Origin of the sequence: Bacillus sp. EB106-08-02-XG196 (genome assembly GCF_013396335.1) — a bacterium.
Lineage (GTDB): Bacteria > Bacillota > Bacilli > Bacillales > Cytobacillaceae > Neobacillus.
The window spans coordinates 98,856-119,755 of record NZ_JABWSY010000016.1 but is presented as its reverse complement, the minus strand read 5'-3'; the positions used below and the strand labels follow the sequence as shown (position 1 = coordinate 119,755).

The 20,900-nt window shown below is 36.7% G+C and carries 16 protein-coding genes; 14 read left to right on the top strand and 2 right to left on the bottom strand.

Annotated elements, in window-relative coordinates:
- The 3 genes from MLOOGBEN_RS22675 to MLOOGBEN_RS22665 all read left to right on the top strand — a co-directional run bounded on the left by MLOOGBEN_RS22675 (nucleotide 1) and on the right by MLOOGBEN_RS22665 (nucleotide 2,580).
- Nucleotides 1-687 (top strand): response regulator transcription factor, encoded by a 687-nt coding sequence (locus MLOOGBEN_RS22675; RefSeq protein WP_179160554.1) that lies wholly within the window; start codon nucleotides 1-3, stop codon nucleotides 685-687.
- A gap of 181 nt (nucleotides 688-868) precedes the next feature.
- Nucleotides 869-1,567, top strand: a complete 699-nt coding sequence (locus MLOOGBEN_RS22670) for an ankyrin repeat domain-containing protein (RefSeq protein WP_179160553.1) — start codon at nucleotides 869-871, stop codon at nucleotides 1,565-1,567.
- Between the two features lie 50 nt (nucleotides 1,568-1,617).
- Nucleotides 1,618-2,580 (top strand): DUF4822 domain-containing protein, encoded by a 963-nt coding sequence (locus MLOOGBEN_RS22665; protein ID WP_179160552.1) that lies wholly within the window; start codon nucleotides 1,618-1,620, stop codon nucleotides 2,578-2,580.
- A gap of 74 nt (nucleotides 2,581-2,654) precedes the next feature.
- Here the strand turns inward: MLOOGBEN_RS22665 and MLOOGBEN_RS22660 are convergent, their stop codons facing one another.
- Nucleotides 2,655-4,058 carry a PQQ-dependent sugar dehydrogenase gene (locus tag MLOOGBEN_RS22660; RefSeq protein WP_179160551.1) on the bottom strand — a complete coding sequence of 468 codons (1,404 nt, stop codon included), beginning with the start codon at nucleotides 4,056-4,058 and terminating at the stop codon, nucleotides 2,655-2,657.
- 152 nt (nucleotides 4,059-4,210) lie between these two features.
- Here MLOOGBEN_RS22660 and MLOOGBEN_RS22655 point away from each other — a divergent pair, with 152 nt between their 5' ends.
- Together MLOOGBEN_RS22655 and MLOOGBEN_RS22650 are read left to right on the top strand one after the other, a co-directional pair.
- Complete coding sequence (locus MLOOGBEN_RS22655; RefSeq protein WP_179160550.1) at nucleotides 4,211-4,402, top strand: YbxH family protein; 192 nt, start codon at nucleotides 4,211-4,213, stop codon at nucleotides 4,400-4,402.
- Between the two features lie 73 nt (nucleotides 4,403-4,475).
- Nucleotides 4,476-7,052, top strand: a complete 2,577-nt coding sequence (locus MLOOGBEN_RS22650; RefSeq protein ID WP_179160549.1) for a helicase-related protein — start codon at nucleotides 4,476-4,478, stop codon at nucleotides 7,050-7,052.
- Nucleotides 7,053-7,157: 105 nt separating this feature from the next.
- Here the strand turns inward: MLOOGBEN_RS22650 and MLOOGBEN_RS22645 are convergent, their stop codons facing one another.
- Complete coding sequence (locus MLOOGBEN_RS22645; protein WP_179160548.1) at nucleotides 7,158-7,643, bottom strand: hypothetical protein; 486 nt, start codon at nucleotides 7,641-7,643, stop codon at nucleotides 7,158-7,160.
- A gap of 575 nt (nucleotides 7,644-8,218) precedes the next feature.
- Here MLOOGBEN_RS22645 and MLOOGBEN_RS22640 point away from each other — a divergent pair.
- The 9 genes from MLOOGBEN_RS22640 (at nucleotide 8,219) to MLOOGBEN_RS22600 (ending at nucleotide 20,899) form a co-directional block, all read left to right on the top strand.
- Nucleotides 8,219-9,157: an N-acetylglucosamine kinase gene (locus tag MLOOGBEN_RS22640; RefSeq protein WP_179160547.1), complete on the top strand. Its 939-nt coding sequence runs from the start codon at nucleotides 8,219-8,221 to the stop codon at nucleotides 9,155-9,157.
- Between the two features lie 18 nt (nucleotides 9,158-9,175).
- Nucleotides 9,176-10,303, top strand: a complete 1,128-nt coding sequence (locus MLOOGBEN_RS22635; RefSeq protein ID WP_179160546.1) for a MupG family TIM beta-alpha barrel fold protein — start codon at nucleotides 9,176-9,178, stop codon at nucleotides 10,301-10,303.
- A 69-nt stretch (nucleotides 10,304-10,372) separates the two neighbouring features.
- Entirely contained in the window at nucleotides 10,373-11,764 is a 1,392-nt protein-coding gene (locus MLOOGBEN_RS22630) for a nucleotidyltransferase family protein (RefSeq protein ID WP_218781293.1), read from the top strand.
- A gap of 69 nt (nucleotides 11,765-11,833) precedes the next feature.
- The gene (locus MLOOGBEN_RS22625) at nucleotides 11,834-12,550 is read left to right on the top strand and encodes an SIS domain-containing protein (RefSeq protein ID WP_179160544.1); all 717 of its coding nucleotides are present in this window, start codon (nucleotides 11,834-11,836) and stop codon (nucleotides 12,548-12,550) included.
- Nucleotides 12,551-12,923: 373 nt separating this feature from the next.
- Nucleotides 12,924-14,855 (top strand): BglG family transcription antiterminator, encoded by a 1,932-nt coding sequence (locus MLOOGBEN_RS22620; RefSeq protein ID WP_179160543.1) that lies wholly within the window; start codon nucleotides 12,924-12,926, stop codon nucleotides 14,853-14,855.
- A gap of 126 nt (nucleotides 14,856-14,981) precedes the next feature.
- Complete coding sequence (locus tag MLOOGBEN_RS22615; protein ID WP_179160542.1) at nucleotides 14,982-18,614, top strand: hypothetical protein; 3,633 nt, start codon at nucleotides 14,982-14,984, stop codon at nucleotides 18,612-18,614.
- Nucleotides 18,615-18,689: 75 nt separating this feature from the next.
- Nucleotides 18,690-20,027, top strand: coding sequence for a PTS cellobiose transporter subunit IIC (celB, locus tag MLOOGBEN_RS22610; RefSeq protein ID WP_179160541.1), 1,338 nt, complete (start codon nucleotides 18,690-18,692; stop codon nucleotides 20,025-20,027).
- Between the two features lie 18 nt (nucleotides 20,028-20,045).
- Nucleotides 20,046-20,576, top strand: coding sequence for an RDD family protein (locus MLOOGBEN_RS22605; protein ID WP_179160540.1), 531 nt, complete (start codon nucleotides 20,046-20,048; stop codon nucleotides 20,574-20,576).
- A gap of 14 nt (nucleotides 20,577-20,590) precedes the next feature.
- A complete protein-coding gene (locus tag MLOOGBEN_RS22600; RefSeq protein ID WP_179160539.1) occupies nucleotides 20,591-20,899 on the top strand; it encodes a PTS sugar transporter subunit IIB in 309 nt (102 codons plus the stop codon).
- Nucleotide 20,900: the final 1 nt, after the last annotated feature.

Here is a 20,900-nt window from a genome sequence, read left to right as displayed (position 1 = left end):
ATGAAAAAGATATTATTGATTGAAGATGAAGTGAGCATAGCAGAATTGCAAAGAGATTATTTAGAAATTAATCAGTTTCATGTTGATGTAGAACATAATGGTGATTCAGGACTACTACTGGCACTTCAAAATGATTATGATTTGATTATATTGGACATCATGCTCCCAGGAGTAAATGGTTTTGAAATATGTAAACAAGTACGCCAAGTTAAAAATATTCCGATTTTGTTTGTTTCCGCGAAAAAAGAGGATATCGATAAAATTCGAGGTCTTGGTTTAGGGGCTGATGATTATATTACCAAACCTTTTAGTCCAAGCGAGTTGGTAGCTAGGGTGAAAGCACATTTAGATCGCTACGAAAGATTAGCAGGGAATCAAGCAAAATCAAATAGTATTAAGGTTAAAGAGATTACGATTGATAAGTCAGCACGCAAAGTTTATCTAAACGGAGTGGACACAGCCTTCACAACAAAGGAATTTGATCTGTTGGTATTTCTTGTGAATCACCCGAATCAAGTATTGAACAAAGAACAGCTTTATGAAAATATTTGGGGCTATGAAATGGCAGCGGATGTTTCAACTGTGACAGTTCATATCAGAAAAATCCGAGGGAAAATTGAAAAAGATCCTGCCCAGCCGAAATATTTAGAAACGGTTTGGGGTGCAGGTTATCGATTCAATGTTTAACCAGTCCGTCACAAAAAGTGGCGGATTTTTTTATAAATATGAACAAATTTTCAGATAAAGTTTATCTTTTTTTAAGAAATTTTTTCGATGGAGTTTAAGATTTGATATTAACATAAAGATAAATTCAAATTTAGTAGGGAGGGTTGCAAGAATGTGAAAAAAACTTACAGGGGTGAAAAATATGTGGAAGTGCCTGACACTAGTCTTAGGCAGTATATTGGTACTGCAGGGTTGTAACTTAAATAACGATAGAGAACCAAATAAACAGGAGATGATTGAGGTGGATATGGAAGAACAACTGATTCAAGCTGCAGAACGTAAAGACGTAGATACTATATTAAGATTAATTGAGGAAGGTGTCGATATTAATACCCAGGATTCAGATGGGCGAACGTCCACAATGATTGCGACTTACAACAATGATACAGAGTCGGCAAAAATACTTATTGATGCGGGGGCAGACGTCAACATCCAGGATGACATGAAAAATAACCCCTTCTTATATGCTGGTGCAGAAGGGTATCTCGACATACTAAAACTTACGATAAAAGCCGGTGTTGACCCATCTATAACAAACAGATATGGCGGAACTGCTTTAATCCCGGCTTCAGAACATGGATATGTAGATGTTATTAAAGAACTCCTTACTAAAACGGATATGGATATTAATCATGTAAATGATCTCGGCTGGACAGCGATGCTTGAAGCTATCATTTTAAATAATGGTGATGGAAAACAGCAGCAAACAGTGCAATTATTAATCGATCATGGAGCAGATGTCAACATTCCGGATAAAAATAATGTGACCCCTTTACAGCATGCACGCGAGAAAGGATTTAAAGAGATTGAACATATTTTGGTAAAAGCCGGAGCAAAATAATCAGGTCGAAGTCCATTCCAATAAGAAACAAAATAAGAGGAGACGATAAAATGAATAAAAAAACAAAAGCAGTACCAGCTATACTACTTGGATTAACCCTAGTGCTGGCAGGATTCGGCACAACCACACTTGTAAAATCGAGTGAAGTGAAGGCAGAGCAAACAGAAAATATGAATAAGAAGCAAGACAAGGCGACAAAAGGTCAGGAATTCGCTAAAATACTTAGTAACACAAATTGGCAGGGTACAAAAGTTTATGATAAAGATAAAAATGATTTAACGAAAGAGAACGTAAACTTTATTGGTCTAGCGAAATATGATGATAAAACAGCGAGATACGAATTTTTTGATAAAACGACAAAAAACAGCCGTGGCGATAAAGGAACTTTCTTTATCACCAACGATGGAAAGAGTAGAGTATTAATTTCGGAATCAATGGGCTACCAAGCAGTCGTTGAAATAACAGAACTCAATAAAGATATGTTTACTTATAAAAGAATGGGAAAAGATGCGCAAGGGAACGAAGTAGAGGTATTTGTTGATCATATTCCATATAAAGAAACAGAACTTACCTTTACGGAACCCGATAAGACATTGGAAACAAAAACTGGAGAAATTGTTACAGACAAAGATGGAGATAAAATTTTATCTGACACCCTTTGGCAAGGGACAGTGGCATTAGATGAAAACGGCAATGATGTATCAGCTTATAACCAAAATTATTTGGGTCTTGCTAAATATGATTTTAAGACAAATAAATATGAATTTTTTGATGCGAAAACAGGAAAAAGCCGCGGTGATTACGGCTATTATGATGTTGTGCATGGGAATAAGATAAGAGCCCATGTTTCACTGGGGATGAAGTATGGTGCAGTTCTTGAACTTACAGAGCTGAATGAAAATAAATTCACCTATAAACGAAATGGTAAAGATAAAGATGGTAAAGACATAACGATAACTGTTGAACATATTCCATATAAAGGTGATTTCAAACTGAAATTCACTAAATTTTAAACACAATTTGACATCCGTGAAGGAAATAGTAAAAAACAAACAAGGGAGCGTTTATTGCTCTCTTGTTTGTTTTATCATGGAACAATTTCAAAAACAGTACCTTGGTTAAGATCAGTCACCTTCATAGATCCATAAACTCCTAAATATAGTCTGGTTTGATCCAGATTACTTCCCAAATTAACATAATAAGCGGATTGAGACCCAAAATCATAATTGGGTGTAATGACACTAAAATCATTATATTTACCATCTGGTTTTACAGTAGTGAAAGCTATAGCCCCTCTAACCTGAGGTTGGGATTCTTTCCGGGCAAGATCAGTAAACACAACGCTTCCGGTTAAACCAGGTATACTATTCCCCATATAAGCTTGCACTCCTGTAAGTGCCGTTCCACTAAACTTATTGGGTCGTGGATCCTTATGAAAATAACTAGTTAAAGGTGGAAGACGTCTTGCTGAAGTTTTTATAGCTTCATTGTAAAAAACAATGGTTTTCTCATCTAAACTTGGATTTGCGGAGCAGCCCCTCATCATCGAGGTTGGAAAAGCACCTTCCCACCCTCGCCAGCCAAAGTTAATAAATCCTTCTTGGGCAGGTTCGGAATTCATGAATGAAGCTTGAATAAGCTGAGTCACAGGTATTGGTTTATACTGTATGAATGAAAAAATTGCCTCTTCCAAATCCTGTCCGACATTTCCCACATATTTGATATATTGATGATAAAACCTTTGATAGGAAATGCCTGGTATATTGCGAACACCTTTAGCGATTACCGTAAGCATTTCCTGTATAGGTACTGGAAGTTCATTAAAGCGTGTGACCACGGGTGGATTAGCTATTAAGGCATCCTTAGCCACGTCAATTTCAATTATTTTACCGGCAATTTCCATATCGTCCTGACTTAAATTAAAGGGATCGTAGCCTGATCCACCATCACCAGTTGTTAAAACAAGTTTTCCTGTTTCAGGGGAAAAGTTTAAGCTATTGACACCATTATGATTCATAAATGGTCTTCTTAAGTTAAGCAATGTCCGGCGTTTTTGAGGCTGGCCATTTGTTTGTAAAATCCATTCTTCAACAGTATCAATATGATCAAATTGAGTTTCTCTATTTGTCCATCTTAGGTTTAAGGTTTTAGGATCACATGGGTTAGGCATAAAATCTTCAGAAAGAGCACCTAGACCTTGTGATCCAGCAATTGAATAGTGAAGATAAAATAGACCGTTAAAATTAAATTGAGGATGAAATGCCAGTCCTAGCAATCCCCGTTCATCATAACCACCAGAAGCACCTAGTTTAATGATCCGCGGACGAATATCTAAAAATGTCTTTAAACTTGAGTTTCCTATGTAAAAGATCTCTCCTAGCTGGGTTGCAATAAATAATCTTTCCATTGAGTCACCAGGCAGTATGGCTGTTTTTAAAACAGTGGGTAAATTTATCTTACTTACAACGGGCCGCAAACGAACGTTAACCACCTATTTTTTCACCCCTTCTAAATGCATTTTTCCTAAAAGAATATGACTAAAACTTTTCTATTAGTACCAAATATGGATTGTGGAGATTCTTTTTGGAGATTAACGACTGGATAATAGTAAATACTAAAAAAAACTCAAAAAAGGAGATTATTATGGGAGCCATTGAACTAAACGGATTTCGCTTTGTACCTGAATATAGTGTCAGCCATCAAAATGGGGCGATTCATGTCTATAACAAGGATCGTTTAATAGAAGAAATCAAATTTCAGTTTTCAGGGGATTTTCCTGAACTAGATCAAATAGAGGACTTGGTGGATCAATACTGCGACCGCCGTCAAATTTAGAAATCGAATACTCGTTCGGTTTCTTGTTTTTTGATATACTAGAATTACCAAAAATATGAAAGGGGGGTAAAATTTGAGTAAATTAACCGCTATTTACCCTCAAGCGATTGAACATACGAAGAATAAAGTAATGGAAGATATGAACTATTACTTAGAGACAAAAGAGAGTCTGCCTTCTTTTAGCCAATATTTAACCGATCGTGGGCATTATCTGGAGCAAATTTGGGTCAATGTCTGGTTGAATAAGGTCACCAATGATGTCCCAAAGAATGAGAAAAAAGAGTTTTTGCGGGAAAAAGGGTTTGAGGTACAGGGAGTGGACCGCAAGCTGATTAATAAACTTTTTCGGGATGAAATGAGAGATTATCAGCCTTTTCATGTATTGAAATGGACCAAGGAAACCTTTGCAGATAAAGAAGAGGAATGGGAACAACGATATCAGCAGGCAAAAGCTGATTTTATAAAAAGACAAGAAGTCACCCGTCTTGAGGAAGTGCGACATCGTATTCGAGCAATGATAGAAGAGACTGCGGGTGATATGCTTGAGAAGGATTATGCTCAAGTTTATCTATATGTTCGGCATTTTACGGCCAAGCAATTAGCTGCAGACATCAAGAACAATGTGAAATTTAAAAATGTTGATACCTTTGCGCTGGAAGAGAAATTGGAGGACGAAGGTCATTTTAACCCCGAATCATACACAACGGTCGCAAAGTTTTTTGAGGAACTGACAGGGGATATTCATAAAACTGTAAATTGGGGAAGAAGTTTATATGAATATCAAACCTACTTTTTTGTTTACGAAAGCTTAATTTCAGATTATCTGTCAGAACTGATTCCGGAAAGGGTTCTAGAGAATCTTCCAGATGGAATAAAGGAACAGTTCCAAGAAACATTTGGTGAAAAACTTACTCCCTCTTTCATTAAGGGTAGTTTGACACAGCTTCTTTATGAGGTTGAAGACTATTTTATTGAAGATATTCAAGACGAATACCTTTCTGACCTCTTGAAAATTCCTGATATACCATTTGACCTTTCACTTCATCAGCAAATTTTTGAAAAGGACTTTGCTGAAAGAGAACGTAAGAAGGCGGAGGAAGAGGCAGAATTACAACGAAAAAGACAAGAAGAAGAACGAATGATGGAGGATATCTTCGGCAAGGAATACAATCCATCGTTTGGAAAACGGGTTCGATATGTCCTTCATATTGGGGAAACAAATACCGGGAAAACACACCATGCCCTCGAGCGAATGAAAGAAGCACACAGTGGTTTATATCTAGCTCCACTTAGGCTATTAGCGCTGGAGGTTTATGATAAGTTAAATGCTGAAGGAACACCCTGCTCGTTAAAAACAGGCGAAGAAGAAAAAATCGTTCCTGGCGCGAACCATTTTTCATGTACGGTGGAGATGTTTCATGAAAAAGAAAACTATGATGTCGTCGTCATTGATGAAGCACAAATGATTACAGACAAGGATCGTGGTTTTTCGTGGTATAAGGCGATAACCAAAGCAAATGCAAGAGAAGTACATATTATCGGGAGCAGGAACTCGAAACCGATGCTTTTGCAGCTGTTAGGAGAATCGGATATTGTCATCCACGAATATAGCCGTGATATTCCTCTTGAAGTGGAATCAAAGGAATTCCATATTAAACATGTAAAAAAAGGGGATGCGCTGATTTGTTTTTCAAGAAGACGGGTGCTTGAAACAGCTTCTCGTCTCCAAAGTGACGGGCATACTGTCAGTATGATTTACGGCAGCATGCCACCTGAAACTAGGAAAAAACAAATTGAGCAATTTAACAGCGGCAAAACAAAGGTAATTGTTGCAACGGATGCAATTGGAATGGGCTTAAATTTACCGATTCGCCGGATTGTGTTTTTGGAAAATGAGAAATTTGATGGTACGAGAAGACGGCTGTTAACCTCCCAGGAGGTAAAGCAAATTGCCGGTCGTGCCGGCCGTAAAGGGATTTATGATGTTGGGAAGGTTGCTTTCACAAAAGACATTAGGATGATGAAGAAATTGCTTATTCAAGAGGATGAGCCTGTTCATACCTTTGCGATTGCACCAACTAACTCGGTGTTTGAGCGGTTCCAGCGATATTACCGGGATTTAGGAACATTCTTTGAGCTCTGGGGGAAATTCAACAGCCCGCCAGGAACGAAGAAAGCTTCATTAGCTGAGGAACGGTCACTTTACAACCTGATTGCCGGGACAGAAATTGAAGCACGCTTACCTTTGATGGACTTATATGGGTTTTTACATCTTCCTTTTTCGAAAAATGAACAGGCTTTAACAAGACAATGGGAAGATACGATGTATGCAATTATTCAAGGTACTCCTCTTCCGGAACCGCCATATAAGGAACGAAGCTTGGAGGATCTCGAGTTAGCGTATAAAGCGCTTGGTTTGCATCTGCTCTTTCTGTATCGGTTAGGAGAACGGACGGAGGCTATTTATTGGGAACGGCTTCGTGAGGAAATGAGCGACAAAGTTCAAGATAAATTAAAAACAGATATCAAAAATTTTGTAAAAAAATGCAAAAACTGTGGAAAAAACCTTGCTTGGGATCACTCGTTTCCAAACTGTGACGCCTGCCATAGTGCTAAATATAGAAGAACTCGATATGGTGATGATTTTTAACGATATGATTTTTCAATCATATCGTTTTTTACGCCTTAAATACCAAAATCTCCAAAGTTGGCGGTTTCATTTTTTTATTAGAAACATTTTTGTATTTCATTTTCTTTAAATATGTTTCCACTTTTTACAAAGTACTATATCGGAAACAGTAGGTCGTTTAATATTGTATTTTTCTGCTAATTCATACTGAGTTGCTGTTTTTTGCCTTCCTTGCTTTATAGCTTCTTCATACTCATTTCTTATGGCCATCACTGTTTGGTCGGTTAATTTTGCTCGTTTATTACCTTCGCCGCGATTTTTCAGCGAAATTTGTTTTTTCCATTCCTCTTTAAAACCACGAACTCTAATTTTGTTACGCAAATGATCTAATTGGATAGGGGTAAGTTTGGGATTACCGTATTTTTTCATTCTTAATTTTGCTGCTTCTTTAGGGTTTCGACTACCGTCTAAATTTTGGTTCAAAATTTTTAATGTCATCGTTTGTCCTATATTTAATCTTTGAGCGACTTCTTTGATACTTAACTTCTTGTCATAATAAAAGTAACCAACTTCTTTTATTAATTCAGGAGTTCTTTTTGTGCTTCTAGTCATAGGAGCCTCCTTGTTCTAATTTAAAATTTCCTTATATAAAAACAACTTGCATGCGAATTAGTAACTCCCATTAAAAAAAACAACTATAATCTGAACTGCCCGCTTGACAGTGAAAATTTTAACATGGTCTGGTACAGTAATTAAATTCCAGATATCTTAATAGGTTCTTAAGTATTCCTTAAAGCAATCAAATTTTGCATTGTATCATCAATTCGGTAAACAATCAGCATACCTAGACCGGTCCCTTTGGTATCTTTCGACGAAAAGTAAGGCTCTTTGAGCCGATTTTTCTGTTTTTCGGTCGTGTCGATCCCTTTCCCTTAAACTACTGGGTATATGACTAATAATATTTCAAAATAAGTTGGAAAAAATCCAACTGTTTAATGTATTGGGTGGTAAGTATACTTAAATAAACTAGAGTAGTATCTAGGTTTATTAGATGATTAACATAGTTGTGTTTTTTGATGTTCTAACTTTTTCAATTTTTTTGTTTAAATCTGACTATAACCATCAAGGCGCAAGATCTTGCTTTTAGAAAGAAATAAATTATTAATGAAAGGATGAATGGACAGGTAATGAGTAATAGATTGATTATTGGAATGGACGGCGGAGGGACAAAAACGAGAGTCATGGTCAAAGAACGACCAGATGGAGAAACGCTATTTGACCAAAATTTCGGGATGTCAAATTATAATAACATCGGCGTAGACGGACTTAGACCAGTATTTCACGAAATTTATGAAGCTTTATTCTCTTGTTTTCAAGAGCAACTGCATGATGCGATTCTCGTATTAGGTTCTGCAGGTGTAGATAGACCGAAGGATGTCGAAATCTATCTGACTGCATTAAAAGAAAGCGGATTCACTTGCCGACTAGAAGTAGTGAATGATGCAGAAATTGCACTTGTTGGTGGCAATGGAGATCGAAAAGATGCTTTGATGATTGCAGGAACAGGTTCCATTGTTGTGGGAATTGACTCAAAAGGAAAAATCGTACGCTCTGGTGGATGGGGCGGATTGATAAGTGATGAAGGAAGTGGTTTCCAAATTGGTCGACATGCGATTGCAGCCGTAATGCAAGAGTACGACAAAGTTATTGCACCTACATCCTTTACGGAAAAGTTGCTTGCTCATTTTCAGTTGAATTCTCCAGAAGATTTTATGGATTTATTATATTTGGAAGATACGCTGCCAGTTGACAAGGTAGCTTCAAGTACGCCAATTATTCTAGAAGCATGGGCAAATGGAGACGAAGCTGCTCGTACGATTGTTGAAGCAGAGCTAGAGAAATTAGTTCGTTTAGTCGTTGGAATCAGTCGACAAATGGGGTCAGAAAACTTCCGTCTCTCTGTTGCAGGCAGTTTGTTGACGAAATCAACAGATTATTTCGGCACGTTAAAAGAGAAGTTACATGTGGTTTTACCACAAGTAGAGATTTCTACACCACTTTATGATCCAGTATTCGGTGCCATCATTATTGGTGCGCAGGTACAAGTAAATACAAATATAGAATAGTAAGGAATGTGACGTAACATGCGAGAAATAGGAATTAGTGTGTATCCTAACTTTTATCCTTTAGATCAAATCAAAAATTATTTAGAAAAGGCCCATTCGTTTGGTTTTAAAAAAGTATTTGTTTCACTGATTTTAAATAATCATGGTTTTGAAGGTGCCGAGGATGTAAATGCGAACACTTGGAATAACATATTGAATTACTGTAAAGAACTTGGTATGACTGTATCAGCTGATATGAATGATGAAGTTTTCAATGAGTTGGGTTGTACATTGACCGATCTTACAGCGTTACAAAAGATGGGCATCACAAAACTCCGTATTGATGGAGGTTTTACGGGCGAAGAAATTGCACTTCTTTCAAAAAATCAGCAGGGGATTCAAATAGAAGTAAATGCTTCGATGTCTTCTTCTGATAATCAGAATGGAAACGCTTTGCGTGAATGTCGTGAATTTTTAGAAACGGTAGAAAAAGAAGGAAATATTGATCAACTAACGGCCTGTCACAATTTTTTCCCGCTCCCCGATACAGCATTGTCTCTTGAGAACATTCGTCCAATTAACAACTTGTTTGCATCATTCGGTGTGCCGGTCGGAGGGTTTGTTGCATCGCAACTTTCGCCAAAAGATTTGCACCACTTAGGTCATGGGGTTTGTACGATTGAAAAACACCGCTTTTTGCCTTGTCATATTGCAATGTCAGAGTTATTTGCAAATGGTTTTGATGATGTGCTAATTGGTGACTCGTTTGCGGATCTTTCAGAGCTTGCCGAAATGGCAAGATGTTACAAGCAAGATTATATAGAGATTCCAGTTGTATTTAATCCGTTTGTTCCTCAAAATACAAAAATGAAAATTCAAGAGTCCATCCTAATTTCAAGAGTTGATCAGCCTGCCAATCTCATTCGGGCGACGGATACGAGAGGAATGGAAGTGCCTCCTTGCTTTTGTGCACCAAGAGGAAAGTTTACAATCTCTGTATTAAATTATAGAAGTGCTCAATATGAAGGAGAATTACAAATCTCATTGAAAGATTTAGGACAATCTGTTGAACACAATGTGATTGGATTTGTTCATCCCTTTGCAAAAGATTTATTGCCTTATCTTTTAGCAGGCAGAAATAAATTTCGATTAGTAGAATATAAGTGAAAATATTTTATAGTAGATGAATGATTTTAGACTGTTATTTGATGTGTTTAAAAAACAAAGTTATAAAACGTGAATGAAACTAGAGGTGGTGGAATGGTGAAAAGCGCCATTATTCTTGCGGCAGGCAAAGGTACTAAAATGTTTCCTTTCAATGCGGTTCGCTCCAAAACGACAATAAAAATCGCAGGGAAGTCATTAATCCGCTATAACATTGAATCCATTGTGGCGATGGGAATAGAAGAAATTATTGTTGTTGTTAATGAGGAACATCAAAGAGAAATAGAAAATCTTTTATCAGATATAGAAAACGTTAAATTTGTGACTGATCAGACAAATTTAGGAAGTGCAGAAAGTCTGGTAAAAGGGGCTGAGAAACTCTCTGATACGAAGGACTTTATTGTTCTCTATGGGGATACCATCGTTGAAGAAAAGGATTTAGAGAGCTTAGTGAATTCTATAAAACCTGCTGTGTTGTTGAAGAATTTGGAGGAATCCTCAAGAAACTGGATTGGTGCGAGTATTGAAAATGGGTTTATTCAGTCGATTGGTGCCCACTATCGTGGGAACAGCATTACCCATCATTTTGCCGGCTTTCACTTTGATGATACACTTCTAGATTATGTGAAAAGAACTCCAAATTATTTTCCAGATGTAAAAGTAGGTGTAGGGGTACCAAAAGAGAGATATATTGAAGCGGGACTTCTGAAATCGCTTGATAAAGTAAAATTGAATGCGATCGAATGTAGTGGATTTTTCTTTGATATTGATAAGCCTTGGCATATGTTAGAAGCGAACCAATTTATGGTATATCATTTTTGTCATGCACTAGAAGAGAACCAACTAGCAGAAGGTGCGACGATTTCAGCAAATGCAACCATTCATGGCCATGTAAAACTTGGTAAGAACTCCTCAATTGGTGATCGAGTTGTCATTCACGGTAACCTGATTGTGGGTGACAATACAAACATTGATAATGGAGCCATTTTTAATGGCAATGCTGTGATTGGTGATCATACAAAAATTAGTAATTACTGCATCATTTACGATGGAGTATCGATAGGTTCGAATTGTATATTCGACCATTGTGCAGAGTTCCTTGGTGGAATGGTGATGGATAAGGTATATCTTTACCACTATGGCGAGTTTTATGGTGCAATTGGCAGTTATACGGATATCGGAGCAGCAACCGTATGCGGAACATTACGCTTTGATGACGGAGAAACGGAGCACGTTGTGAATGGACGAAAAGAAGTACCGTTGCATTTTTCAAATGCAGCTTTTCTTGGCGACTATTGCAGAACGGGCGTAAATACGATTATTATGCCTGGTTGTAAAATAGGTGCTTATAGTGTTCTCGGAGCTGGTGCAATCATCGATAAAGATATCGAAAAAAATAGTCTTGTTTTCGTGAAACAAGATCTAATTATAAAAAAATGGAGCGAAAGTAAGTACGGGTGGTAATAGATAGTTTAGAAGTTCCCGAAACCTATGACATGGGAATTCAAATCAATAAAAGAAGGAATAGTGATAATGGAGAATTATTATCAATATGTGACAGCAAATCTCGAAAAACTGCATACGACACAGAATGAAAAAATCGATGAAGCTGCCACATGCATATTTGAAGCACTTCAAAATGGAGGTCGCTTCCTAGTTACAGGTTCAGGTCACTCCCATATGTTTGCGGAAGAATTTTACGTAAGAGCGGGTGGATTTGCACAAGTCTCGCCTATTTTGCCAAATGAATTTTTATTACACGATCATCCTTTAAAAAGTACTGTGATTGAACGCTTAGAAGCCTATGCAAAAGTTATCTTTGATTTATATAAAATCAACTCAAAGGATGTACTTGTCATTGCTTCCAATTCTGGAAGAAATGGAATGACTGTGGAACTTGCAAAAATGGCACAGGAATGTGGTACAAAGGTCATTGCATTTACAAATCCGAATCATCCTACAGGTTCAAAATCAAGACACAGCAGCGGAAAATATCTATTTGACTTCAGTGATGTTGTTATTGATAGTTGTACTGGACCTGGGGATGCTCACTTTTATGTAGAAGAAGCAAACACTGGTATGGGGGCAACTTCTACTATGGCGGGAGCTTTTGTTGCTCAAACCATTTCTATTTTGTTAGCAAAAAAATACCAACAAGCTGGAATGAAACCGCCAGTGTTTAAGAGCTCTAATGTTGATGGCGGAGATGAATGGAATAAAGAACTTTTTGCGAAGTATTATGGTGTTTAATCAAGCCCTGATAAGTAACTAGTAAAGTGAATATGAGCTCAATGAGAAAAGCGTTTCCAAGACATGGGAACGCTTATTTGGCTTATATAAAATTTGCCATGTACTGGACATGGAGGAAAATTCAAGGGATATATAAGTTTTACTTAACATGTATGAAGTAATTCTAAATTTTTAAATGTGTAGATCTATGTTAAGATTCGTTCAGATTATTTTTTAAGTTGTAGATAGTGCTATTTAGCATCAAATTTATAAGCTAGACTATTAATTTGTTTCAAATTGCTAGGTATATTGGAAAAAATCAAACTGTTAAATGGATTTGGCGGGAAGTAAACTTAAACCAACTAGAAGAGTTTCTAGAGTGATGAGGTAATGTATGCGAAGAGATTTAATTTTACAATATTTGTATCAAAAAGGCAAAACACTTACATCCTATGAACTTGAATCAGAATTCGCCATTTCAAATCGGACATTACGAAATGAATTGAAGGAATTAAACGTTATTGGAGAAAAATCTGGATTTGTTATTCAGAAAAAACGTGGTGAAGGATATTTACTTCATGTAGAAAATCAAGAAATGGTTCAATCGTATTTAGAAGAAATTAAGGGTGCTTTAGCCCCGGATTTACCTCGTGTTCGTGTAATCAATATTATTATGCTATTGCTACAAACGACAGAGTTTCAAACCATTGATATGTTTGCTGATAGCCTATTGATCAGCAGATCGACCGTTCTTAGCGATATGGTTGATGTTGAAAGGCAAGTTAGGCTTTTTGATTTAAAAGTAGAAGCAAAATCACGTTACGGTGTTCGTTTACTAGGTGACGAAACAAATTTCAGAAGGGCGTTTTCCTATTTCTTAAGTCAAAAGGAAACAGGATTGTTAAAAAAATCTAATTATCTAAATTTTGAGAAAGCGTTTCCATTCGAAGAAATTAGAGCTGTTTTGAGTGAAGAGGTACAAATCAATCATTTGAAAGTAAGTTATTTTGCCCTTGAGAACATTTTAGTGCATATTCAAATACTCTCATTTCGAGTCACTCAACACAATTTTATATTGCCTAATCAAGAAAAGAAGTTAGATGTTTCCCTGATTAAGCCATCTTATATGAATATAGCCAAGAGAATTTGTGAAGTACTTTCTGAACTATATCATGTTGTACTTCCAGAGAGTGAAATGATCTATCTTGCTGCACATATAAGTGGTAAATCTAGTGTGGATGATATTGAGGAACAAGAAAAGAATGATTTGGAACAAAAACTAAAGAATTGTTTTAAAAAATTAGATCAAACTTTCTTGACACAGTTTACAGGTGATCAGCAACTTTTGGATATGCTTTTGATGCATATGTATCCGTTGTTAAGAAGAATCTATTTCAACCTAAAGCTTACAAATCCATTGATAGATGATGTATACAGTAGATATTCCGACGTCTTTATGATTGCATTAAAATTTTCTGAAATGATAAAGGAAATATGGGGATTCGAACTTTCTAGCGATGAAATGGGATACATTACCATGCATTTTGCAGCTCATATGGAAAGAGAGAAGCAAAAACAATTAAGTTCCTATAAGAAGATTCTACTATCGTACGGATCAGGAGCAGGATCGGCTGATTTACTTAAAATGAAACTCGAAACACTTTTTCAAGGTGCAACGATTAACGTCGTTCTATACAGTGAACTTCAATCGGGTCGTCTAGAAGAATATGATTTATTAGTTTCATCCCATCCGATTCGTTTTGACAATATTTCAATTCCATATATTCAAGTACCACCAATACTAACTGAGACGGATATCCAGAGAATTTGTCGTACGCTTACTAGGTATCCGGCAAGTAGAGTTAAGGAAAATGCACCAACACTCTTATCTCTGTTTCATTCAGAAATGTTTTATATAGAAGATACTAGAGAGGCTTTTGACTACAAAGCTTACATTAAAGAAAAAGCGAAAAGAGTTGTTGAATTGGGTTTTGCAACACTTGACTTTCCTGATTTGGTTGCCGAACGGGAAGAAAAAATATCGACGATTCTCCAAAATGGGATAGCAGTGCCACATGCATTAAAAATGGTTGCGATTCAAGATTCGATAAGTGTTGTGATATTTAAGAATCCAATAACTTATGATGGAAAGGTTGTACAAATACTTTTTTTAATTAATCTGCGGGCGGGAGACTTGTTTCTACACAAGGAGTTAAGTCGATTAGTTTTACATTTAATGGAGCATCCCGAAGCGAAACAGAGAATTCTGAAGTCAACTAACTTCAATGATTTTCAATACGAGGTTTCTAAAATATTATTCTGCTAGACTAACAAGATTTTTGCCAATTATATGAAAGGGGTTGATAGTAGTAGGGGAATGAAGGGTTTAGAATGTATGGTTAAATCTCTGAGTTGGAAAATGGATTCGAATATATTATTTAGGAGGAACATAATGAAAAGAAATAAATTGCGTTTTGGTAAACCTGTTACGGCGGCTGTTTTAGCAGCTACAATAGCTGCAGGTAATTATAGTGGTGTAGTTGTTAAAGCTGCTACTACAATTTCAGCCCATTCTTTTACGGTAGCTCCTGTTTCAACTGGCACAAGTATTTACATGAACACTACACATATCACTCATGCAAAACCTACTGGTTTAGATACAACAAAGCCAGTAAAATGGACAACTTCTGATCCATATGTTGCATATGTAGATATGGTTGGCAACGAAAAAGGTGATTTCAGCGGAAAGATTTTAGGCGTAACTGGTGGTACGGCAAAAATCACTGGTACTGGAGTGGATACAACTGGTGCTGCTAAAACTGTAGAGATTACTGTTACTGTAGTAGAAGCACAAGCTACTAATCTTGAAAAATTAGTTTACTACTATAATGCTGGGGATGATAGGATACCAGCTGCCCTTTCAACATCGACTTGGAAAACAACTAATATTCCTTCTGCTCCAGCAGGAAAGAAATTCCCATCAAAGAGCTATGTGGGATATGTTGAAGGAGAAGACGGTGTAAAATGGTTAATTTCAAAAGACACTTTAATCAAGTCAAATGATAAAATCATCCTGGGTGATGAGAGAGCGCATGGAGTAATTACTGGTATCGTATCTGATGCAATTACACTTTACGATCCTAACTTATCTTCGGCTGATCAAATTCAATATTTGCAGGGTGGAAGATATATTCCACAAACTGGTGGTTCTTCAGGTTCTGGTACTAATAATGCTGGTAATACTGCAACATTTAACGCAAAAGAAGTGATTACCAACATCATGCCTGATGGTAATAATGGACTTTGGATTCTTGGCGAAAAAGGAAACGCAACTCACATTGTGAGAAAGCAAATGTCATTACAAAGTAAAGCATTACTTCAAACAGAAATTTCAAGAAATTTTACAGACAGATACGGATTCCAATCTGGTAATATGAGATTCACTACTCAAGAGGACATGATGAAAGCGCTTATGACAGCTGATAAAGATGCTGCTAGAGGAAACTATGATACAGACAATGACGGTCTTTGGACAACAATGTATGCTTCTGGTGAAATCTGGAGATACAACTACATGAAAAATACATTTGGTCCCAATGATGAAAGAACAAAAGATGCAAAAGCATCTGCTATTCGTGCAGTTGAATCAATCGTAACGCTTGGTTATGTATCTGGTACGCAATTAAAAGTTACTTCTCAATACAATGTAAACGACTATATGTACGTTGTTAACTCTTATGGTGGAAACGTAAAAACGATCGCTGAAGCAAAAGCATGGCTTACTGCTAACGAAGGAAAGCCAGTATTCGTTGATGAAAAGGGTAAATATACATTGACTGACACTGGAAATCCTGCATCAGCTGGTTTCTTTGCTCGTACGTACAAAGTAGACACAAGTAACAATGGCGCTACAATTCCAGAAGCTAGAACATGGGATAATGCATGGATTCAAAAGAAGGCAGGACAAGCTGAAGATATTAATGGAAATACAGTTTGGTATAATGTCCCTGGCTCTTTCAAAAATGGAACACAAACTGATCTTAAAGCATATGACACAGTTGCAGTACCTCCACGTTTAACAGAAATATTTGCAAACCAAAACGAAGGTTTTGATGCGGATTCAATGGATTTAGACTCAAATAAAGTTTATTACAAAGCAACAACATCAACAGATGAATTAGTAGGTCATTATTTTACATTAGACCTGGCATATAAGGCATTCAAAGAAGATGATCCAGAACTAGCAGCGCTTATCAAAAATGATATGATTAACCACACAAATGCACTAGTTCTAAATAACTATTTCCAATTGACTGTTAATGGTGAGAACCCTGCTGAATCTCGTTTTGCTAGTGGTTCTGTTCCTGGAAATGGATTAAACGGCCCGAATGCTCCAACTAGATGGGCAAATATGAACCCTGAATACCTTGATGGTAATAAGGATGCATGGGGAAGAGACGCAGACTATGAAGACGGTCCATTAAATGCGCAATTACAGTTACAAGCACTTGTAGTTGCAAGAGATTTGGGTACGTATACTCCTGAAGAAAAAGCAATCCTTGAAGATCAAGGCATTGATGTAATTGAACCACTTGATTTTGCAAACGAATACAAAGTAATGAATGGCGTAAAAGCCTCAGAAAAAGCTAATGAACACAATGATTTTGAAGTAAGATATCCAAAAACATATAACTCAAAATCGATGCTTGATATGACATTACAATATCTTGCAAGATACTTTGGTATTGCTGCTCATAACGGTGATGATATCGGTGTAAGTGGTGTAACTCACGAATCATACATGAACTATTCTGATGAAGAAGAAGAAGCACTAGCATACTACACATTATCTCACCATGCTGATAAGTTTAACGGTGACGAAATCTTAGAAGGCATGAATCAATGGTGGACAAACGAAAAGAGAGAGAAAAACCCATTCATGACAACTTTCTACGCGGCTTCTCTAGGTGCTTTGAAAGCTAAAGGTATTGATATCGGAAATGCACAAGTTGACCTTGCAGGTTCAGATTGGTATATGACTCGTATACCTAACAATTTCATGAACTTTGATGTATTATCAGCAAACAGAAATGACATAACACACGTAGCACCAAATCTTATGGTTGACCAATTAATTCCTCGTGATGAAGTTATGATGTCCAAGTACAACACAAACATTTTCGGAACGATGGATAGAAGAACGATTGACTCTGGTAACAGTTTAACAATGGAATCTTCAACTGTGATTTCAATGCCTTACTGGATCACTCAAAACCCTGAAGATGCTGCTTATGTAGAAGATTTAGGATCAGAAGTTACTGAACCAGTTAATAGTGGTACAGAAAGCCTTGCATACCCAACTAATTTAGCATCTATGAATCCTCATGCTAAATATAATGCAGACACACATACATTTACAATTAACGTAGGTGACTCTGTAAAGCTTGATGCTAAAACAACGGGATATATTAAAAATGTGTCATGGGCAACGAATGCTTGGGATCAAGCAGGATATATCAATGGATTACCTACACAAATCAATGCTGAAGTAGATGTATCTAAAGTCATTGACCTAAGAAATATAGCAACGTACGGTGATGAAGGAAACGTAAGACCAACGGATTTAAGTGTAAACGGCGAGTACTATGGTGCTTATGCAACTGGTTTAAAACCAGGAACAGCTACCGTTACGGCGTATGTTATTGATGGATTCTTTAGAACCCCTGCTAAAATAACATACACAATCGAAGTTGTTGATCCTAAGAAATCAGCGAAACCAATTGCTCCTACTGTACTTGACAAGAATTCTTTTGCCTATCCAACATGGTTGAAAACTGCAATGGCTGATTCAAAATTAAATACAGATGGAAACAAATATGTAGAAGTTAGTTACGAATCATCTTCACCAGACGATGTAGCTGTTGATAGTGAAACTGGAGAAGTTACGTATAAAACAGATAAGCAAGCTTTCATCATTGCTACTGTTCTATACTCTGCAATGACAATTGATGGAGAGCCTAGATTTGAAAACGATAGCCACGTGATGACTTTTGTAAGACCTGTTTCTAAGAATTCGAATCGTTAATATTTTAAAAGGATCTTGGTATAAGGGGAATTTCTGATTTACCAAGATCCTAATCCTTTTAGGAGTGATAATTCAATGAAAACTAATTTTTTTGAAGAGAAATTTTTACCAATTGCTTCGAAAATAGGTAATCAAAGGCATTTGCTTGCCTTACGTGACGGTATTATGTTTGCAATGCCTCTTATGATAATTGGTTCGTTTTTCATTATCGTGGCTTGGTTAGAAGCAGAATGGTATCAAAACTTCATGGCAAAAACCTTTGGGGACAATTGGAATGCTTTTGGAGACATCGTTTATAACGGTACAATGGGTATCATCGCATTAATTGCTGTATTTGGTGTAGCATACTCACTAGCAGGCAGTTATAAAGTTGATGGAAAGAATATTGATGGTGTTCCAGCTGGTGTTTTAGCATTAGCAGGATATTTAATTGTTAACATTATGAGCACTTTCACGGTTGATGAAGAAAGCGTATCCGCTTGGTCACCTGATATCTTTAGTGCACAGTATTTGTTTGTTGGATTAATTGTTGCTATTATTACCGCTGAAATTTATCGTTTCTTCTTACAAAAGAAGATGGTCATTACATTACCAGATACTGTACCACCAACCGTTTCACGTTCCTTTACAGCCCTTATTCCTGGTTTGGTTATTATTATTTTCTTCTTATTTATTAGATTTATATTTGCGCAAACTAGTTGGGAAACTTTCGCAACTTTTATACAGGTCGTTGTCACACAACCATTTACGATCTTAGGTTCAACCTACATTGGTACGCTTATCGCAAGTTTAATGGAACATCTCTTATGGAGTTTTGGAATCCATGGTTCATCCATCATCACTTCTGTTATGGAACCTATTTGGATTACAAATGCAGATGCAAACTTAGCAGCAGTAAAAGAGGGTGCAAAGACTCTGCCGCATATCATTACGTATACATTCTATGAGAATGGTATCTGGATGGGTGGATCAGGTGCTACGTTACCAGTTGCTATCTATATGATGTTTTTAGCAAAATCAAACCTTCTTAAGAAAGTTGGACGTTTGGCGATCGGACCTTCCATTTTTAATGTCAACGAACCAATTATGTTTGGAGTTCCGGTTGTCTTAAACCCATTCTTAATGATTCCTTTCATGCTGGCACCAGTAGCAGTATTAACCGTTACTTATTTTGGTACGTCAATGGGAATTTTCCCACAAACGACAGGTACGATTATTCCATGGACAACACCATATTTCATCAGTGGTTATCTTATGACTGGCGGTAAAATTATGGGTGTAGTCATGCAATTGGTTGCTTTTGCAGTTGCCTCTACAATTTGGTTCCCATTCATTAAGATGTGGGACAAGAAAAACTTAGAAATGGAGAAAGCTAATAATATTATAGATTCCAAAGGAAATCTTAATTTTTAGCGAAAGCTTACTATGGACATGAAAAAGAAAATATTTACTCAGATTCGAATAAAAAGAATAGCTGCTTTTGCCATAGATGCGGTGATTGTCTCAATCCTACTTTCAATTGTTTATCGAATAACAGGTTTTGCAAACTTTCCTGGAGTCTTAACAAAGATGATTGAAATTCAAAAAACAATGAGTGAAGCAGCTAGTCAAGATGCTACTGTACAGGTAATGGCTCTTTTTAATGAAGCCTTTCTCCAATCGCTTCTTATCTGGTTTTGTTATGATGTCCTAACAACCTTATTATTAAGAGGTTCTACAATTGGGAAGATGATTTTTCGATTGAAACTAACACACATCAATAACAAAAAAGGTAAGCTTGCTTATGGATTATTAGTGATTGTTAGAAGTTTCTTTAAATTTTTATCGATGTTTCTTTTTCAGGGCCTTCCATTTTTGATATCCGTTATAAGCATATTTGCTAATCCAAACTCATTAGCTGCACACGATCGATTAGCTCGATTAGTCGTAGTCAATAAGAACGACGTTACTAGCTTAGAATAGAAGGGGAAAAAATAATGAATATTTTACTTTGTTGTGCTGCCGGCATGTCTACAAGTCTAATCGTTACAAAAATGGAAAAAGCCGCTGCTTCAAAAGGGATTTCAGCACATATTTGGGCAGTGTCTGAATCAGTTGTTCGCTCAGAAGTCGAAGAGGCGGATGTGTTATTGTTAGGACCACAAGTACGTTTTCTTTTGAACGAAATGAAAAACATCTGTGGGGAGAAAAATATTCCAGTTGAAGTTATTGATATGATGAACTATGGCATGTGTGATGGTGAAGCTATTCTCGAGCAAGCAATAAAACTAATAGAAAATAAGTAGT

What these genes read in the sequence shown, in the direction of transcription:
- MLOOGBEN_RS22675 (WP_179160554.1), top strand. Translation starts at nt 1, where the DNA reads ATGAAAAAGATATTATTGATTGAAGATGAAGTGAGCATAGCAGAATTG.
- MLOOGBEN_RS22670 (WP_179160553.1), top strand. Translation starts at nt 869, where the DNA reads ATGTGGAAGTGCCTGACACTAGTCTTAGGCAGTATATTGGTACTGCAG.
- MLOOGBEN_RS22665 (WP_179160552.1), top strand. Translation starts at nt 1,618, where the DNA reads ATGAATAAAAAAACAAAAGCAGTACCAGCTATACTACTTGGATTAACC.
- MLOOGBEN_RS22655 (WP_179160550.1), top strand. Translation starts at nt 4,211, where the DNA reads ATGGGAGCCATTGAACTAAACGGATTTCGCTTTGTACCTGAATATAGT.
- MLOOGBEN_RS22645 (WP_179160548.1), bottom strand. Translation starts at nt 7,643, where the DNA reads ATGACTAGAAGCACAAAAAGAACTCCTGAATTAATAAAAGAAGTTGGT.
- MLOOGBEN_RS22640 (WP_179160547.1), top strand. Translation starts at nt 8,219, where the DNA reads ATGAGTAATAGATTGATTATTGGAATGGACGGCGGAGGGACAAAAACG.
- MLOOGBEN_RS22635 (WP_179160546.1), top strand. Translation starts at nt 9,176, where the DNA reads ATGCGAGAAATAGGAATTAGTGTGTATCCTAACTTTTATCCTTTAGAT.
- MLOOGBEN_RS22625 (WP_179160544.1), top strand. Translation starts at nt 11,834, where the DNA reads ATGGAGAATTATTATCAATATGTGACAGCAAATCTCGAAAAACTGCAT.
- MLOOGBEN_RS22620 (WP_179160543.1), top strand. Translation starts at nt 12,924, where the DNA reads ATGCGAAGAGATTTAATTTTACAATATTTGTATCAAAAAGGCAAAACA.
- MLOOGBEN_RS22615 (WP_179160542.1), top strand. Translation starts at nt 14,982, where the DNA reads ATGAAAAGAAATAAATTGCGTTTTGGTAAACCTGTTACGGCGGCTGTT.
- celB (WP_179160541.1), top strand. Translation starts at nt 18,690, where the DNA reads ATGAAAACTAATTTTTTTGAAGAGAAATTTTTACCAATTGCTTCGAAA.
- MLOOGBEN_RS22605 (WP_179160540.1), top strand. Translation starts at nt 20,046, where the DNA reads ATGAAAAAGAAAATATTTACTCAGATTCGAATAAAAAGAATAGCTGCT.
- MLOOGBEN_RS22600 (WP_179160539.1), top strand. Translation starts at nt 20,591, where the DNA reads ATGAATATTTTACTTTGTTGTGCTGCCGGCATGTCTACAAGTCTAATC.